Below are 16,173 nucleotides of genomic sequence, written 5' to 3' on the forward strand. Positions count from 1 at the left end.
AGCAGCAAGATCAGAGCAGTGCGCGGCGATCCTCTCACAAAGACGAAACCCCGTCCATGCAGCTCAAGCCGCATGGACGGGGTCCGGTCGAGGGTCAGTGCTGAGTCGGGAAGCCCAGGTTGATCCCGCCGTGGCGCGGGTCGAGCCAGCGGCTGGTGACCACCTTGCCCCGGGTGAAGAAGTGCACGCCCTCCGCGCCGTGCGCGTGGGTGTCGCCGAACAGCGAGGCCTTCCAGCCGCCGAAGGAGTAGTACGCCATCGGCACCGGGATCGGCACGTTCACGCCGATCATGCCGACCTCCACCTCGTGCTGGAAGCGCCGGGCGGCCCCGCCGTCGTTGGTGAAGATCGCCGTGCCGTTGCCGTACGGGTTGCCGTTGACCAGCGCCAGCGCCTCGTCGTACGAGCCGACCCGGACCACGCTGAGCACCGGCCCGAAGATCTCGTCCGTGTAGATCGACATCTGCGGTGTGACCTGGTCGAACAGCGTCGGGCCGAGGAAGAACCCGGACCCGTCCGCGTCCGGCCGGACGGTCCGGCCGTCCACGACCAGCTTCGCGCCGGCCCGCTCGCCCGCGTCGACGTACGAGGCGACCTTGTCCCGGTGCACCTTCGTCACCAGCGGGCCCATGTCGCAGCCCCGGCGGCCGTCGCCGGTGCGGATGCCCGCCACCCGCTCGGAGATCTTGCCGACCAGCTCGTCGCCGACCGGGTCGACCGCGACCACGACCGAGATCGCCATGCAGCGCTCGCCCGCCGAGCCGAAGCCCGCGTTGACCGCCGCGTCGGCGGCCAGGTCGAGGTCGGCGTCGGGCAGCACCACCATGTGGTTCTTCGCCCCGCCCAGCGCCTGCACCCGCTTGCCGTGCGCGGTGCCCGTCTCGTACACGTACCGCGCGATCGGCGTCGAGCCGACGAACGACACCGCCTTCACCTGCGGGTGGGTCAGCAGCGCGTCCACGGCCTCCTTGTCGCCGTGCACCACGTTGAAGACTCCGTCGGGCAGGCCCGCCTCGGCGAACCACGACGCCAGCAGCACCGACGCGCTCGGGTCCTTCTCGCTCGGCTTGAGCACCACCGCGTTGCCGCAGGCGATCGCGATCGGCGCGAACCACAGCGGCACCATCGCCGGGAAGTTGAACGGCGTGATCACCGCGACCACGCCCAGCGGCTGCCGGATCGAGTACGAGTCCACCTCCGTCGAGACGTTCTCGCTGAACGAGCCGCGCTGCGCCGACGGGATTCCGCAGGCGAACTCGACCACCTCCAGGCCGCGCTGCACCTCCCCCGCCGCGTCGGAGAGCACCTTGCCGTGCTCGGCCGTGATCGCCGCCGCCAGCTCGTCCCGCCGCTCGTGGATGAGCTGCCGGAACGCGAACAGCACCGCGGTCCTCTTGGCCAATGACGCGTCCCGCCAGGCCCGCGCCGCCCGGTCGGCCACGCCGACCACCGCGCCGACCTCGGCCGCCGACGCGAAGTCGACCATCGCGGCCACCGCGCCGGTCGCCGGGTCGTACACCTCGCCCTGGCGGGTCGCGCCGTGCTCCCACGGCTTGCCGTCGACGAAATGGGTGATATATCCAGTCATGCTGCTACCGCCTGTCGATGTGCTGCCGCCAGAGCGGCGGCCAGGATGTCCAAGCCCTCCTTGGCCTCGGCCTCGGTCAGGGTCAGCGGCGGGCCCATGCGGATCACGTTGCCGTAGAGGCCGCCCTTGCCGACCAGCAGCCCGTTGGCCTTGGTCTCCTCCAGCACCCGCAGCGCCAGCTCGGGCGCCGGGTCCAGGGTGCCGGGCCGGACCAGCTCGAACGCCAGCATCAGGCCCTTGCCGCGCACCTCCGCCACGATCGGGGAGTTCAGCCCGCGTACGCCCGCGTGCAGCACCTCGCCCACCCGGGCCGCGTTGGACTGCAGGTCGTGGGAGAGCACGTAGTCGAGCACCGCCTGGCCCGCCGAGGCGCTGATCGGGTTGCCGCCGAACGTGTTGAACGAGACCGCGTTCAAGCAGTCCATGATCTCGCCTCGGGCCACCACACCGCCCAGGGTGAAACCGTTGCCGATGCCCTTGGCGAAGGTCAGCATGTCCGGCACCGCGTCGTGGGCCTGGTAGCCCCAGAAGTGCTCGCCGGTGCGGCCCCAGCCGGTCTGCACCTCGTCGGAGACCCACAGGATGCCGTGCTCGTCGAGCACCTCCTTGACCGCCTTGAAGTAGCCGTCGGGCGGCGCGACGAAGCCGCCGACGCCCTGGATCGGCTCGGCGATCAGGCACGCCACGTCGCCCGCGGTCGTGGTGGCCAGCACCTCGCGCAGATCGGCCACGGAGCGCTCGATGTACTCGGCGTCGGACAGGCCCGCGAACACGCCGCGCAGCCGGTCGCCGGAGTGCAGGTAGCTGACGTTCACCGGGGACAGCGAGGTCGCCGACCAGCTGCGCTGGCCCGTGACGGCGAGCGCCGCGAAGCTGCGGCCGTGGTAGCTGTTGCGCACCGCGAGGATCTGGTTGCTGCGCCGGTACTGGGTGGCCAGCAGCAGGGCCGTGTCGTTGGCCTCGGTGCCGGAGTTTGCCAGGAACACCTTCGGGTTCGGGATGCCCGACACCTTGGCGATCTTCTCGGCCAGCTCGACCTGCTTGCGGATCAGGTACAGCGTCGAGGAGTGCGCGATGCCCTTGTCGAGCTGCCGGCGCACCGCGTCGGAGACCTCCGGGATGTCGTACCCGATCATCGTGGTGAGCACGCCGCCGAAGAAATCAAGGTACGTGCGCCCCGACGCGTCGGTGACCCGGCAGCCGGAGCCGGAGACCAGCTCGATCGGGTCGGCGTACAGCGGATTGATCCAGTTGGGCATGACGGCGCGGTGGCGGTTGAGCAGTTCGTCGGTGCTCATGGGCTAACACGTCCTTCGGCGGGCGGTGACGGCTGTGGTTCGGATCACCCTGGACGCTCCCAGCTCCGGGAGCCCCGGGCAAGCTACATCGTGCCAGCCGCCGCCGTGTCCACCTGACACATCGTCAAGCCGGAGGGGTACGCGCCGCGCTTCTCACCGAAGAATCGAAGGTTTCGCGTCAGCCCCGCAACACGTCCCTCGCCAGCAGCGCCACGTGCAGCGACAGGCACACCTGCACCGAGTCCAGGTCCACTCCCAGAATGCGCTCGATCCGGGCCAGCCGCTCGTAGAAAGCGGGCCGGGACAGGTGCGCCGCGCTAGCGGCGATCGACTTGTTGCGCCCCTGCTCCAGGAACACCCGCAGCGTGGGCAGGAGCGCGTCCCTCGGATGCTCGGCGTCGTACGCCAGCAGCGCCCCGAGCTGGCGCTCCACGAACGTCTGCAGCCGCGGCTCGTCCCGCAGCAGGTGCAGCAGCCCCGGCAGGCCCACGTTGGGCAGCCGGTGCACGTCCGGGCCGGCCGGGTCGTGCCGGGCGGCCTCGGCGACCTGCCGCGCCTCCACCAGCGAGCGCCGGGCCTCGCGCAGGCTGTCCACGCCCGAGCCGGCCGCGATCAGCAAGGTGCCGGCCCGACCCCGGCGCAGCGCGGCGGCGAAGGACTCCAGCGCGGGCTCCTCCTCCCCGCGTACCGCCAGCAGCGCGCCCACCGCCCGGTCGTCGACGGCGCTGGTCAGACCGGTCTGCTTGGCCTCGCGCAGCGCCTGCGAAACGGCGTCGGCCAGGTCGCGCAGCGCGGCCTGGCCCGCCTCGGTGCCCGCCGCCAGCGACTCGTCCCGGTGCCGCACCACCACCCCGACCAGGCGGCGGCGCTCCAGCTGGATGCCCAGCGCGGCGGCCCGCAGCGCCACCTCCGACACCGGCAGGCTGTGGTCCAGCAGCGCCGACAGCAGGGTGCCGTGCAGCTGCCGCTCCAGCCCCTCGGCGTCCCGCCGGATGAGCCGGCCCAGCGCCAGGGTCGACGCGGCCCGCTCCAGCAGGATCGTGAGCCGGGTAGGCGGCGTGGCCGACGGCGCGGCCAGGCCCGCGTCAGGCTCCTCCCATGCCCCGTCCCGGTCCAGCCCCGGCCGGTCGGCGGCCGTCGCGGGCCCCGCCTGCGGGTGCCTGGCCTTGCCCGCACCTGCCGCGCGCTCAGCGGCACCCGGAGCGGTGTCGGCGGGCGCCCGGTCGCCCGAGATCGCGAAACCCCGCGCGGTGCCCGAGGCGGGCCAGCGCAGCAGTAGCCGACCCCAGTCCTGGCCGCGCGCGCCGACCGGGGTCACCAGCCAGCCCGTGTCCGGGTCGTAGCCGGTCCGGCCGCTGCCAGACGGCTGCGCCTTGATCCGGCGGGAATGCTGCTCCCAGCCGTCCAGGAGCATCTCCGCGCGGTCTCCGGCCGCGTCGTAGGCCAGCACCTGCCTGGCCAGGTTCTCCAGCACCACAGGGCAGCCGGCGAGCTGCGCCGCCTGGTGCACCACCTCGGCCGGCTCCGCGCCGTCCACGCTCAGCTCGGTGAAACGCTGGTGAATCTGCTCGGTGGCGCGCAGCTCAGCCAGCTGGGCGTCCACGATCAGCGCGTGCACCGCCTCGGTGATCTGCACGAACGGGGTCGGCCGGCGCAGCTCGACGAGCGGCAGGCCGGCCTTCTGCGCGGCGGCCGCCATCACCCGGGGCACGCTCGCCGTGTACCGCCGCCCCAGCTCCACGATCAGCCCGGACACGCCGACCTCGGCCAGGTCGTTGACGAACGCGCGCACGCCCGCGTCGTCGGCGGGCAGGCCGATGCCGGTGGTGAGCACCAGCTCGCCGCCGCGCAGCAGGGTCGCGATGTCGGGCACCTCCGCCGAGTGCACCCAGCGCACCGGCCGGTCGAGCCCCGACTCCCCCGCGACCAGGCGCGGCGCGCCGATCCGCACGGGGTCGAGCGCGATCACCTCACGCACCGTCGGGAACACCGCGGTCACCGCGGTCCCGCCACGGCGTCACGCCCGGCACGTCTGCAACAGCTGGCCATTCCCCGACCTCGACAGCCCTATGGTGCGTTCAGCCTAACCAGGCCGCCGCGCCGCGCCGACCAGCCGGTCACGACGCGGCGGTCTCCGCCCGCTCGTGGCGGTCGGCCAGATGACGCAGCAGCACCAGCGGGAACACCCCCAGCACGTTCAGCAGAGCGCAGTACCACAGCCCCAGGCCGCCCTGATACACCGACATGCTCGATGCGATGACGGTCGCCGACCACCACACGTCGGCGACCACGATGGCCACCGGCAGCCGGCGCGGTGCCCGAGCACGCCACGCCGGCTCGTCCGCCGGGTCCGCACGGCGCCGATCCCACCAGGCCAATGCCGTCCCGACCGCCCCGAAGAAGATCCAGGTGAAGAGGAACATCCGCCAGCTGAAGGGGCCCGGCTCCGAGCCGAAGAGAGCGATAAGCACCACGAGCGACAACTGGATCAGCCCGACCAGGGCTAGCACTTCCACCGGCACCGCCCACCAGCCGATACGCCGCCCGAGCCTGGTCAGCACGGCGTCGCCCCGCCTCGCAGAATCATGGCGCGCAGTGTAGGCACCGCCCGCCATCCGGCGCAGACCCGGCCGCTCGGCGATCTTGCAACCGCTGCGGACCCGGTCAGGCCGGGTCGTCGCGGGTGAGCTCCCAGCAGGCGACCGCCGTCGCCGCGGCGACGTTGAGGGAGTCGACGCCCCGGCGCATGGGCAGCCGCACCCGCACGTCGCTGGCCTCCAGGGCGTGCCGGGACAGGCCCGGCCCCTCCGCCCCCAGCAGCAACGCCGGACGCAGCCGCTGGGTATCCGTGAGCTGCTGCATCGGCACCGCGTCGGCGGCCGGGGTCATCGCCAGGATCGTGTACCCCGCGTCCCGCACCTCCGACAGCGCCTGCGGCCACGGATCGAGCTTCGCGTACGGGATCGCGAACACCTCGCCCATGCTCACCCGCACGCTGCGCCGGTAGAGCGGATCCGCGCAGGTCGGCGACAGCAGCACCGCGTCCACGCCCAGCGCCGCCACACCCCTGAAGATCGCCCCGATGTTCGTGTGGTTGTTGATGTCTTCCAAGATCACCACGCGCCGGGCCGCGGCCAGCACCTCCGAGGCCGCCAGCGCCGGCTGCCGGTGAAAACTCGCCAGCACACCCCGGTGCACGTGGAACCCGGTGACCTGCTCCAGCACCTCCGGCTCGGCTCCGTACACCGGCGCGCCGTCGAGGTCGGCGACCTGACCGGCGCGCTTGGCCTCGACCAGGAACGAGCGCGGCCGGTAGCCTGCCCGCAGCGCGCGGCGCAGCACCAGCTCTCCCTCGGCGATGAACAGCCCGTGCGGCGGCTCCCAGCGGGTACGCAGCTCGACGTCGGTCAGCGCCCGGTAGTCCGCGATGCGTTCGTCGCCCGGATCGGTGATCAGTTCCACGTCCCGATTCTGCCGTCCGGGGCGGCACGGCCCGGCGGCGACACCGCGCTTGGGGCGATCGGCCCCGCCGGAAGGTAGGATCGGCCACCGCCGCCCGTCCATCGGCCGTCTGCCCTGACCCGCTCAGCCGGTCGGACGTCCCCAATCCTGAGGTATCGATGAAGAGCACCGCTCCGAAGATCACCGTGGTCGTGCCCACGTACAACGAGCGCGACAACCTGCCGAAGCTGGTCGACCTGCTGGCGGCCCTGCCGGTGGCGAACCTGCACGTGCTGGTGGTCGACGACAACTCGCCGGACGGCACGGGCGAGGTCGCCGACAAGCTGGCCGTCGACGGGCCCGTCCCGGTCACGGTGCTGCACCGCACGGCCAAGGACGGGCTCGGCCGGGCCTACGTGGCGGGCATGACCCAGGCGCTGGACGAGGGCGCGGACATCGTGATCCAGATGGACGCCGACCTGTCCCACCCGACCACCGCGATCCCCGCCATGCTGGAGACGCTGGCGGACACCGACGCGGCCGTCGTGCTGGGCTCGCGCTACGTCGCCGGCGGCGCGGTCGCCAGCGACTGGCCGTGGCACCGCAAGGCGCTGTCGGCCTGGGCCAACTTCTATGTCAACGCCATCCTGCGACTGCGCGTCAAGGACGCCACCGCTGGCTTCAAGGCCTGGCGCGCGGCCACCCTGCGCGCGATCGACGTCGCCTCGGTCCAGAGCAACGGCTACGCCTTCCAGGTCGAGATGAACCACCGCGTGGTACGCCAGGGCCTGCGCATCGCCGAGGTCCCGATCCGCTTCGAGGAGCGTGAGGAAGGCGTCTCCAAGATGAGCCTCGGCGTCCAGATCGAATCCGCCCTCGTCCCCTGGAAGCTGCTCATGGGCCGCGACCCGCGCTGACCCGTCAACCCGGAAGGGCCGGCAGCCACGGCTGCCGGCCCTTCCGCGTACCGCCGAGATCCTGACGATCTTGCGCGAACTGCTGTGAGTTTGTCCGGTTCACCCGGGTCATACCCACAGTTCGCGCAAGATCGTCGCCCGGGGTGGGGGCGGCCGTCACTCCTTGGGGAGGCGGCTGGTTTCGATTTCGATCTCCTTGACGGCCGCGGCGGCCTCGGCCGCGACGCGGTGCGCCTCGGCTTCGGCCTCGGCACCCGACTCGCGGGCGGCCTCGGCGGCCTCCGGGTCGCTGCGCAGGCCGCCGAAGGTCGACGCGATGCCGTCCAGCGCCTTGGTCAGCTCGACCGGGACGATCCACAACTTGTTCGACGCGCCGGCCGCGATCTGCGGGAGGGCCTGCAGGTACTGCCAGGCCATCACCTTGTTGTCCGGCGAGGACACGTGGATGGCGTCGACGACCAGCTTGATCGCCTTGGCCTGGCCCTCGGCCTGCAGGATGCGGGCCTGCCGGTCACCGTCGGCGCGCAGCACCGCCGCCTGCTTGTCACCCTCGGCCGTGAGGATCTGGGACTGCTTGACACCTTCGGCGTTGAGGATCGCGGCACGGCGGTCACGCTCGGCGCGCATCTGCTTCTCCATGGAGTCGCGGATGCTCGGCGGCGGCTCGATCGCCTTGATCTCGACGCGGGTCACCTTGACGCCCCAGCGGCCGGTGTTCTCGTCGAGCACCGCCGACAGCTGCCGGTTGACCTCCTCGCGGCTGGTCAGCGAGCGCTCCAGGTCCATCGAGCCGATGACGTTACGCAGGGTGGTGACGGTCAGCTGCTCGATCGCCTGCAGGAAGTTGGCGATCTCGTAGGTGGCCCGCACCGGGTCGATGACCTTGAAGTACAGCACGGTGTCGATCGACACCACCAGGTTGTCCGACGTGATCACCGGCTGCGGCGGGAAGCTGACCACCTGCTCGCGCAGGTCGACCTTGGTCCGCACGGCGTCGATGAACGGCACCAGGATGTTCAGACCGGGGGTCAGCGTGCGGTTGTACTTGCCGAGGCGCTCGACCACGTCGTTGCGCTGCTGCGGCACGATCTTGACCATCTTGATCAGCGTGATCAGGACGATCAGCGCGATGATGGCCACCAGCGCGGTGATAAAAGTCTCCATCAATCCCTCCAGACCAGCGCCGTCGCGCCGTCCACTTTCACTACCCGGACCCGGTCACCCGGGACATACGTCTTCGTGGCGTCGTACGGCCGAGCCCGCCAGAGCTCGCCGCCGATCTTGACCAGGCCGTTGTCGGCGTCGACCCGCTCCACCACGAGCGCGTCCGCGCCCTCGGTGACCGCGAGTCCCATCGAGGCGGCATCGGCATCCTGCCGGAACCAGCGGTGCTTCATCCAGGGGCGCACCACCGCCAACGAGAGGACCGACACCCCGATGAACACGATGCCCTGGATCCAGCCGGGTGCTCCGCCCAGACCCACCAGCGAGGCGACCAGCGCGCCGGCGCCCAGCATCAGCAGCACGAACGTGCCGGTGAAGAGCTCCGCGATCACCGCCACCGCTGCGAGGAGTAGCCACCACATCCAATCTTCCACGTGCTGATCGTGTCACGCGCACGCCAGTGTTGGGGGGTGTGGATCTCCTCGTCCGTTCGGACAGATCAGGAGGTACGCCCAGCCAGCCGGGGTAACGCCTTGGCCCGGACGCCGTTGTCCGCATAGGTTGTCCAGCGCAGTCGGCGGCGCACGAATGCCGCCGGCGCACAGGGTGGAGTGACAATGACGCTGAACACGCAGACCGCGGCACGCTTCGACGAGCTGGTGGCGGGCGCGCAGGCGCAGGGGCGTACCCCCTGTCTGGTGGCGGCCGTGGTGCGCGACGGGCGGGCGGCCCACCTGGCCGTGGCCGGCGCCGACCCGGCGACCGGGGCCGCGCCGACCGGCGACACCCAGTTCCGCATCGGCTCGATCAGCAAGACGCTGACCGCCGTGCTGATGATGCAGCTGCGCGACGAGGGTGCGCTCGCCCTGGACGACCTGCTATACCGGCACCTGCCCGGCACCCCGGTCGGCAGTGCCATCACCATCCGCCAGCTCCTGGGGCACATCTCCGGCCTGCAGCGCGAACCCGACGGCCTGTGGTGGGAGCGGCACGACGGCCCCGACCTGGACACCTTCCTGGCCGCGCTGACGCCGGACAAGCTCGCCTACCCGCCGCACCGCGCCTACCACTACTCCAACCTGGCGTACGGGCTGCTCGGCGCGGTCGCCCACCGGCTGACCGGTCTGCACTGGACGGAGCTGGTCACCAAACGCCTGCTGGAGCCGCTGGGCATGACCCGCACCAGCTACACCGAGGTCGAGCCGTTCGCCCGCGGCTACGTGGTGCACCCCTGGCACGGCACGCTGAACGAGGAGCCGCGCACCGACGCCGGCGCCATGGCCCCCGCCGGGCAGCTCTGGTCCACCGCCGACGACCTGCTCAAGTGGGCCGCGTTCCTGGCCGAGCCGGACCCGGCGGTGCTCGCCCCGGCGACGCTGGCCGAGATGTGCGCCCCCGTCGTGATGACCGACCTGGACGCGTGGACCACCGGCCACGGCCTCGGCCTGGAGTTGATCCGCAGCGGCGAGCGCATCTTCGCCGGGCACGGCGGCTCGATGCCCGGCTACCTGGCACACCTGTGGACGCACCGGCCCAGCCGGACCGGCGTGGTCGCCTTCGCCAACGCGTACACCCTGCACGGACGGCGGATGGCCGACCTGAGCCGGCAGCTGCTGACCGAGGTGCTCGACGCCGAGCCGGAGCGCCCCGCGCCGTGGCAGCCGCAACCCGCCGGACAGCCGCACGAGCTGGAGGGCACGTGGTGGTGGATGGGCCGGGAGTTCGCCGCCCGCTTCGACGCCGACGCGGGCGAGCTGGTCTTCACCCCGGTCACCGTGCCGGGCACCCCGTGGCGGTTCACCACGGAGGGCGCGGACGTGTGGCGCTGCCACAGCGGCAGCAACGACGGCGAGGTGATGCGGGTCCGCCGCGACGCCGAGCGCACCCCGGTGGAGCTGGACATCGCCACGTTCCTGCACACCCGGCAGCCCTGAGACGGCGGCTACTCCGACGGCGCGGTCACGAAGTCGATGAGGCGCTCCACCGAGTTGACCAGGGGCGTCTCCAGGTCGTGGTAGCTGTCCACGCGCGACAGCAGCCGCCGCCAGAACAGCGCGGGCTCCTTGACGCCGAGCGCGGCGCAGATGCCCTCCTTCCACGGGTGCCCGTACGGCACCACCGGCCACTCCTCCATGCCCAGCCGGGACGGCTTCACCGCCTGCCACACGTCCACGTACGGGTGTCCGGCGATCAGGCAGTGCGGGCTGTCCACGGCCCGCGCGAGCCGGGCCTCCTTGGTGCCGGTGACCAGGTGGTCCACCAGAACGCCGAGCCGCCGCCCCGGGCCGGGCGCGAACTCGCGCACGGCGGCGGGCAGGTCGTCGACGCCGTGCAGCGGCTCCACCACGACCGCCTCGGCGCGCAGGTCGTCGCCCCAGATGCGTTCCAGCAGCTCGGCGTCGTGCAGGCCCTCGACCCAGATCCGCCCGGCGCGGGCCACCTGGGCGCGGCCCGGCGCGGCGGCGACCGAACCGGACGCGGTGCGCCGCGGCTGCGCGGGCGCGGCGGAGGCCTGCGGGCGGCGCAGCGTGACCACCGTCCCATCCAATAGGAAGGCGGCAGGGTCCAGTGGGAAGTGCCTGCGGCGGCCGTGGCGGTCCTCCAGGGTCACCGCGCCGTACTCGAAACCCACGATCTCCCCGCAGAACCCGCTGCCCGCATCCTCGACGACCATGCCCAGCTCAGCGTCACGTTCGGGGGTCACCCGGCGGGGCTTGCGGCGGTCGAAGGAATCGAGCACATCATCGCTGTAGCGCATGCGACGGCACCCTAGTCCCCGCGGGCGTCGCGCGCTCAATGACGCGCCGGTCCGGGACAAACCCCAGGAACAGCACGTACCCTGGTCGGCATGTCCCCCGCAGCGCAGGTGACCCTGACCACGCGCCGGTCCGCCCGCTTCGTCGCGTGGACCCGGGCCTGGCGCGCCGGACTGGTGTCCTTCGACGAGATCCTCGACGACCTGACCGCCGAGGAGGAGCAGCACGTGCGCGACCTGCCCGGCCAGTGGCGCGAGGAGGTCGAGCTGCGCGAGGCCCTGCCCGCGCTGGCCAAGCTGCACCCCGACGAGATCCGGCTGGTGCTGCCGGCGCCCGGCGACCCGCGCGGGCTGCCCGGTCCCGGCCCGTTCACCAGCCACGCGCTGGTCAACGGCGAGGGGGTCATCGCCAGCCGGCTCGGCCTGGTGCCCGAGGCACGGCAGCACACGTCCGGGTCGGGCGTCACCTTCACCACCGTGCTGTGGCGCGCGTTCGAGCTGCCGGAGGCCCCGAGCACGCACCTGCCGGGGGTGCGCGAGGCCGACGGCGCCCTGAGCCAGGCGCTGACCGAGACCACCACCCGGCTGGTACGCCTGGACGTGGCGCAGTGGCGGCCTGAACTGGCCGGGGCGCTCCAGGCGCTGCGCAAGCCCGACGCCGAGACCGACCTGCCCCCGGGCTACGACCCGCGTGCCCGCCGGCTCTACGCCCGCGCCTGCGTGCTGGACCGGGTGCTCACCCTGGCCGGCCAGGCCGCCCCGGGCGGGGCGCTGAACAGCTTCGAGGCCCAGCAGCGCGACGAGGCCCTGCGCCCGCTCGCCGCCGCCTGCCGTGCCGCCCTCGTCGCCGCCTGCAACGCCCCGTTCGAGAGCTAGGCGGCCTCCGCCTCGGCCTTCAGCGGCTGGACCTCGTCGATCAGGTCGGCGACGGAGTTGATGACCCGCGACGGGCGGTACGGGTGGCGCTCCACATCGGCCTTGGTGGCGATGCCGGTGAGCACGAGGATGGTGTGCAGACCGGCCTCCAGGCCGCAGAGCACGTCGGTGTCCATCCGGTCGCCGATCATCGCGGCCTGCACCGAGTGCGCGCCGATCTTGTTGAGCGCCGAGCGCATCATCATCGGGTTCGGCTTGCCCACGAAGTACGGCTCGATGCCGGTGGCCTTGGTGATCAGCGCGGCGACGGAACCCGCGGCGGGCAGCGCGCCCTCGTTTGACGGTCCGGTCGCGTCCGGGTTGGTGCAGATGAACCGGGCACCCTTGTTGATCAGTCGGATCGCCGTCGTGATCGCCTCGAAGCTGTAGTTGCGGGTCTCGCCCAGCACCACGTAGTCGGGCTCGTAGTCGGTCATGATGTAGCCCGCCGCGTGCAGGGCCGTGGTCAGGCCCGCCTCGCCGATGACGTACGCCGTGCCGCCCGGCCGCTGGTCGGCCAGGAACTGGGCGGTGGCCAGCGCCGACGTCCAGATCGCCGACTCCGGCAGGTCGAAGCCCAGCCGGGTGAGGCGGGCGTGCAGGTCGCGCGGGGTGTAGATGGAGTTGTTGGTGAGCACCAGGAAAGGCACGCCCGAGGCCCGCAGCCGGCCGATGAACTCCGGCGCGCCCGGCACCGGCTCACCCTCGTGGACCAGTACGCCGTCCATGTCGGTCAACCAGGCGGCGATCGGCTTGCGGTCGGTCATCGGGTTCCCTCTCTGTTGCTGCGCACCGGCGGCGGGCAGCAGTTGCTCGCACAGACATCCCAGTGCCCGAGCCTACCGAGCGCGGCCCGGGTGCGGTCCCCCGGCGGCGCCATCCGCTCCAGCACGAGGTCGCGCACCATCGCCACGAAGCGCGGATCCGCGCCGGGGGTGCCCGCCCGCGCGAAGCCCAGGCCCAGCCGGCGCGCTGTCGCCGCGGCCTCCTCGTCGAGGTCCCACAGCACCTCCAGGTGGTCGGAGACGAACCCGATCGGGCTCACCACCACCTGGGTCACGCCCTCCTTGGCCAGCGCCTCCAGATGGTCGTTGACGTCCGGTTCCAGCCACGGGATGTGCGGCGCACCCGAGCGGCTCTGCCACACCAGGTCCCAGGACAGGCCCGGCGCGCCCCGCTCGGCGACCAGCCGGGCGGTCTCGCGCAGCTGGGCTTCGTAGCGCCCGCCGGTCGGGCCGCTGGACTCCGCCATGGACACCGGGATGGAGTGCGCCGTGAACACCAGCCGGGTGGTCGCGTGCTGGGTCACGTCCAGCGTCGACAGCGCCGCGGCGACCGCGTCGGCGAACGGCTCGACGAAGCCCGGGTGGTCGTGGAAGTGGCGCAGCTTGTCCACGACCGGGGCGCGCGGCCCGACCGCGGCCCGCGCCGACGCGATGTCCTGCAGGTACTGCCGGCACGACGAGTACGACCCGTACGCGCTGGTCGCCAGCGCCACCGCGTGGCCGATGCCGTGGTCGCGCATCTGCGCCAGGGTGTCGGCGAGCATCGGCCGCCAGTTCCGGTTGCCCCAGTACACCGGCAGGTCCACCGCGTTGGCCGCGAAGTCGGCCCGGATCGCGGCGACCAGCTCCCGGCACTGCTCGTTGATCGGCGACACCCCGCCGAAGCGCAGGTAGTGCTCGGCGACCTCGGCCAGGCGTTCCGGGGGCACGCCCCGGCCCCGCGTCACGTTGTGCAGGAACGGCAGCACCTCGTCGGGGTGTTCCGGACCGCCGAACGACAACAGCAGGAAGGCGTCGTACATGTGTAAAAGGCTAGAACCCCACCCGGACCGCCCACACATCACCCACCCGCCATCCCACGCACGTCACAAACCCCGCCCCACGCCGGGCCTGGGCCGACGCCAAGGCGGCCCAGGCCGCAACTCTGAAAGAGCTGCGGCCTGGGTGACGTCGGGGGGCTCAACTCCTCAAGAGTCGCGCCGGCGCGGGTTACGCGCCGAGAGCGTGGTAGCCGCCGTCGACGTGGATGATCTCGCCGGTGGTGGCGGGGAACCAGTCGGACAGCAGGGCGCAGACGGCCTTGGCGGTGGGCACGGTGTCGGTGAGGTTCCAGCCCAGCGGGGCGCGCTCGGTCCAGGACTCCTCGAACTTCTCGAAGCCCGGGATCGACTTGGCGGCCATGGTGCGCAGCGGGCCGGCCGACACCAGATTGCTGCGGATGCCCTGGTCGCCGAGGTAGTTGGCGAGGTAGCGGGAGGCGGACTCCAGGCCGGCCTTGGCCACGCCCATCCAGTCGTACACCGGCCAGGCGACGGTGGCGTCGAAGGTCAGGCCGACGATCGACCCGCCGTTCGGCATGAGCGGAAGGGTGGCCATCGCCAGCGCCTTGTACGAGTACGTGGACACGTGCACCGCGGTGGCCACGTCCTCCCACGGCGTCTGCAGGAACGTGCCGCCGAGCGCGGTGGACGGCGCGAAGCCGATCGAGTGGACCACGCCGTCGAGCCCGTCGACGTACCCGCGCACGTTGTCGGCCAGGGCCGCGAGCTGCTCGGGGTTCGTCGCGTCCAGCTCGATGACCGGCGCGGTGACGGGCAGCCGCTTGGCGATCCGCTCCACCAGCGACAGGCGGCCATAGCCGGTCAGCACCACGGTGGCGCCCTGCTCCTGGGCGATCTTCGCGACGTTGAACGCGATCGACTGCTCCGTGATCACACCGGTGACCAGGATGCGCTTACCTTCGAGCAGCACGTCTACTCCTCATTCGAAATCTTGTTGAGCACGGTGTCAGGGTGGCGACACGCCGCCGAACACGCACTTAGGTTCATGATCACCCCGGGAGGGGGGTCAGTGGCCCATGCCGAGGCCGCCGTCGACGGGGATGACCGCGCCGGAGATGTAGCCGGCGGTGTCGCCGGCGAGCCAGGTGACCACGCCCGCGATCTCGTCGACCGCGGCGATGCGGCCGGCCGGGATGGCCTTGCGGATCTCGGCCTTGCGCTCGTCGGTGAGCTTGTCGGTCATGTCGGTCTCGATGAAGCCGGGCGCCACCACGTTCGCCGTGATGTTGCGGGTGCCCAGTTCGCGGGTGATGGAGCGGGCCATGCCGACCAGGCCGGCCTTGCTGGCCGCGTAGTTGACCTGCCCCGCGCCGCCGTACAGGCCGACCACCGAGGAAATGAAGATCATGCGGCCCCAGCGTCCGCGGACCATCTTGGTGGAGGCGCGGCGGGCACAACGCCACGCGCCGCTCAGGTTGGTGTCCAGCACCCGGCCGAACTGCTCCTCCGACATGCGCATCAGCAGCGTGTCGTCGGTGATGCCGGCGTTGGCGACCAGCACCTCGACCGGGCCCAGCTCGTTCTCCACGGTGGTGAACGCCGCGTCGACCGCCGCGGGGTCGGTGACGTCGCAGGTGACGCCCAGGATCTCCGGCGCCAGCGACTGGTCGAAGGTGCCCCGGTGGGTGATCGCCACACGGTCGCCCTGCTTGGCGAACGCCTGCGCGATCGCCAGGCCGATACCGCGGTTGCCGCCGGTGACGAGGACGGTACGAGACACGGTTACTCCTTCGCGATCAGGTTGTTCCGCCTGAGCCTAGGACGCTGCGCGGAACGCGGCTGGTACGGGGCCGTGACTAAATCCGACTATAATCTTTGTGGGATTCCCACAGACTGCTCCGTCCGGGTGGACACGGAAACCCTGCCGGTACGGCTGATGCGGATCACGATCGCCCATACGGTATGATCACGACGTTTGCGAGCTGGATTTCGGCCTAAGGAGGTGATCGCTATGCGAGATAGCGATCCTCCGAGTCATGGCCGGGTCCTGCGAGCCGCAGTGCGCTGACCGCGCCAGAGCTCTCGCATCCCCGCGCGTCCTCCCGTCGAAACCGAGCCGGTGCGTTCTGCCTCCGGCTGGGAGGCCTGCGCCGTGACCTGGTCATGACTCACACCCGCGTGTCCCTGTAGTTGCGTGCACAACACAGTCACCGGAGTACGTCATGAACCGTTACCTCGCCCCGCTGGGCTTCACCCTCGCCGCGACCTGGGTGGTGGCCATCTTCGTGCTGGTCGGCGCCCGCTGAGCG

At 71.7% G+C, this 16,173-nt stretch carries 15 protein-coding genes; 3 read left to right on the top strand and 12 right to left on the bottom strand.

Annotated features, from left to right (window positions below):
* Positions 1-94: 94 nt before the first annotated feature.
* The 5 genes from AB0B35_RS01550 to AB0B35_RS01570 form a co-directional block, all read right to left on the bottom strand.
* Positions 95-1,588: a CoA-acylating methylmalonate-semialdehyde dehydrogenase gene (locus AB0B35_RS01550; RefSeq protein WP_361039369.1), complete on the bottom strand. Its 1,494-nt coding sequence runs from the start codon at positions 1,586-1,588 to the stop codon at positions 95-97.
* Positions 1,585-2,886 (bottom strand): aspartate aminotransferase family protein, encoded by a 1,302-nt coding sequence (locus tag AB0B35_RS01555; protein WP_361039372.1) that lies wholly within the window; start codon positions 2,884-2,886, stop codon positions 1,585-1,587. Before AB0B35_RS01555 ends, AB0B35_RS01550 begins: the two co-directional genes overlap by 4 nt.
* Positions 2,887-3,064: 178 nt before the next feature.
* Positions 3,065-4,885 carry a PucR family transcriptional regulator ligand-binding domain-containing protein gene (locus AB0B35_RS01560; RefSeq protein ID WP_361039375.1) on the bottom strand — a complete coding sequence of 607 codons (1,821 nt, stop codon included), beginning with the start codon at positions 4,883-4,885 and terminating at the stop codon, positions 3,065-3,067.
* A gap of 118 nt (positions 4,886-5,003) precedes the next feature.
* The gene (locus tag AB0B35_RS01565) at positions 5,004-5,447 is read right to left on the bottom strand and encodes a hypothetical protein (protein WP_361039378.1); all 444 of its coding nucleotides are present in this window, start codon (positions 5,445-5,447) and stop codon (positions 5,004-5,006) included.
* A 103-nt stretch (positions 5,448-5,550) separates the two neighbouring features.
* Positions 5,551-6,348, bottom strand: a complete 798-nt coding sequence (locus AB0B35_RS01570; RefSeq protein WP_360529021.1) for an RNA methyltransferase — start codon at positions 6,346-6,348, stop codon at positions 5,551-5,553.
* A 158-nt stretch (positions 6,349-6,506) separates the two neighbouring features.
* Here AB0B35_RS01570 and AB0B35_RS01575 point away from each other — a divergent pair, with 158 nt between their 5' ends.
* Positions 6,507-7,244 carry a polyprenol monophosphomannose synthase gene (locus AB0B35_RS01575; RefSeq protein WP_361039381.1) on the top strand — a complete coding sequence of 246 codons (738 nt, stop codon included), beginning with the start codon at positions 6,507-6,509 and terminating at the stop codon, positions 7,242-7,244.
* 156 nt (positions 7,245-7,400) lie between these two features.
* Here the strand turns inward: AB0B35_RS01575 and AB0B35_RS01580 are convergent, their stop codons facing one another.
* Together AB0B35_RS01580 and AB0B35_RS01585 are read right to left on the bottom strand one after the other, a co-directional pair.
* Positions 7,401-8,408 (bottom strand): SPFH domain-containing protein, encoded by a 1,008-nt coding sequence (locus tag AB0B35_RS01580; RefSeq protein WP_361039384.1) that lies wholly within the window; start codon positions 8,406-8,408, stop codon positions 7,401-7,403.
* Positions 8,408-8,842, bottom strand: coding sequence for an NfeD family protein (locus tag AB0B35_RS01585; RefSeq protein ID WP_239167619.1), 435 nt, complete (start codon positions 8,840-8,842; stop codon positions 8,408-8,410). Before AB0B35_RS01585 ends, AB0B35_RS01580 begins: the two co-directional genes overlap by 1 nt.
* 183 nt (positions 8,843-9,025) lie before the next feature.
* Here AB0B35_RS01585 and AB0B35_RS01590 point away from each other — a divergent pair, with 183 nt between their 5' ends.
* Positions 9,026-10,342 carry a serine hydrolase domain-containing protein gene (locus AB0B35_RS01590; protein WP_361039387.1) on the top strand — a complete coding sequence of 439 codons (1,317 nt, stop codon included), beginning with the start codon at positions 9,026-9,028 and terminating at the stop codon, positions 10,340-10,342.
* Positions 10,343-10,350: 8 nt separating this feature from the next.
* On the opposite strand, the gene AB0B35_RS01595 is transcribed toward AB0B35_RS01590, so the two are convergent.
* Positions 10,351-11,166, bottom strand: a complete 816-nt coding sequence (locus AB0B35_RS01595; protein WP_361039389.1) for a DUF3097 domain-containing protein — start codon at positions 11,164-11,166, stop codon at positions 10,351-10,353.
* Between the two features lie 90 nt (positions 11,167-11,256).
* Here AB0B35_RS01595 and AB0B35_RS01600 point away from each other — a divergent pair, with 90 nt between their 5' ends.
* Entirely contained in the window at positions 11,257-12,039 is a 783-nt protein-coding gene (locus AB0B35_RS01600) for a hypothetical protein (protein WP_361039391.1), read from the top strand.
* On the opposite strand, the gene AB0B35_RS01605 is transcribed toward AB0B35_RS01600, so the two are convergent.
* The 4 genes from AB0B35_RS01605 to fabG form a co-directional block, all read right to left on the bottom strand.
* Positions 12,036-12,845 (bottom strand): HAD-IIA family hydrolase, encoded by an 810-nt coding sequence (locus AB0B35_RS01605; RefSeq protein WP_361039394.1) that lies wholly within the window; start codon positions 12,843-12,845, stop codon positions 12,036-12,038. The genes AB0B35_RS01600 and AB0B35_RS01605 overlap by 4 nt on opposite strands.
* Complete coding sequence (locus AB0B35_RS01610; RefSeq protein ID WP_361039397.1) at positions 12,842-13,885, bottom strand: ferrochelatase; 1,044 nt, start codon at positions 13,883-13,885, stop codon at positions 12,842-12,844. The genes AB0B35_RS01605 and AB0B35_RS01610 overlap by 4 nt, the downstream gene beginning before the upstream one ends.
* A 187-nt stretch (positions 13,886-14,072) precedes the next feature.
* The gene (gene fabI, locus AB0B35_RS01615) at positions 14,073-14,834 is read right to left on the bottom strand and encodes an enoyl-ACP reductase FabI (RefSeq protein ID WP_360529048.1); all 762 of its coding nucleotides are present in this window, start codon (positions 14,832-14,834) and stop codon (positions 14,073-14,075) included.
* A gap of 96 nt (positions 14,835-14,930) precedes the next feature.
* A complete protein-coding gene (fabG, locus tag AB0B35_RS01620) occupies positions 14,931-15,644 on the bottom strand; it encodes a 3-oxoacyl-ACP reductase FabG (protein WP_120315934.1) in 714 nt (237 codons plus the stop codon).
* Positions 15,645-16,173: the final 529 nt, after the last annotated feature.

Source organism: Catellatospora sp. NPDC049133 (genome assembly GCF_040648455.1).
Taxonomy (GTDB): Bacteria; Actinomycetota; Actinomycetes; order Mycobacteriales; family Micromonosporaceae; genus Catellatospora; species Catellatospora aurea.

Excerpts from the sequence above, each read along its gene's own strand:
- AB0B35_RS01550 (WP_361039369.1), bottom strand. The coding sequence starts at position 1,588 with ATGACTGGATATATCACCCATTTCGTCGACGGCAAGCCGTGGGAGCAC.
- AB0B35_RS01555 (WP_361039372.1), bottom strand. The coding sequence starts at position 2,886 with ATGAGCACCGACGAACTGCTCAACCGCCACCGCGCCGTCATGCCCAAC.
- AB0B35_RS01575 (WP_361039381.1), top strand. The coding sequence starts at position 6,507 with ATGAAGAGCACCGCTCCGAAGATCACCGTGGTCGTGCCCACGTACAAC.
- AB0B35_RS01580 (WP_361039384.1), bottom strand. The coding sequence starts at position 8,408 with ATGGAGACTTTTATCACCGCGCTGGTGGCCATCATCGCGCTGATCGTC.
- AB0B35_RS01590 (WP_361039387.1), top strand. The coding sequence starts at position 9,026 with ATGACGCTGAACACGCAGACCGCGGCACGCTTCGACGAGCTGGTGGCG.
- AB0B35_RS01595 (WP_361039389.1), bottom strand. The coding sequence starts at position 11,166 with ATGCGCTACAGCGATGATGTGCTCGATTCCTTCGACCGCCGCAAGCCC.
- AB0B35_RS01600 (WP_361039391.1), top strand. The coding sequence starts at position 11,257 with ATGTCCCCCGCAGCGCAGGTGACCCTGACCACGCGCCGGTCCGCCCGC.
- AB0B35_RS01605 (WP_361039394.1), bottom strand. The coding sequence starts at position 12,845 with ATGACCGACCGCAAGCCGATCGCCGCCTGGTTGACCGACATGGACGGC.
- AB0B35_RS01610 (WP_361039397.1), bottom strand. The coding sequence starts at position 13,885 with ATGTACGACGCCTTCCTGCTGTTGTCGTTCGGCGGTCCGGAACACCCC.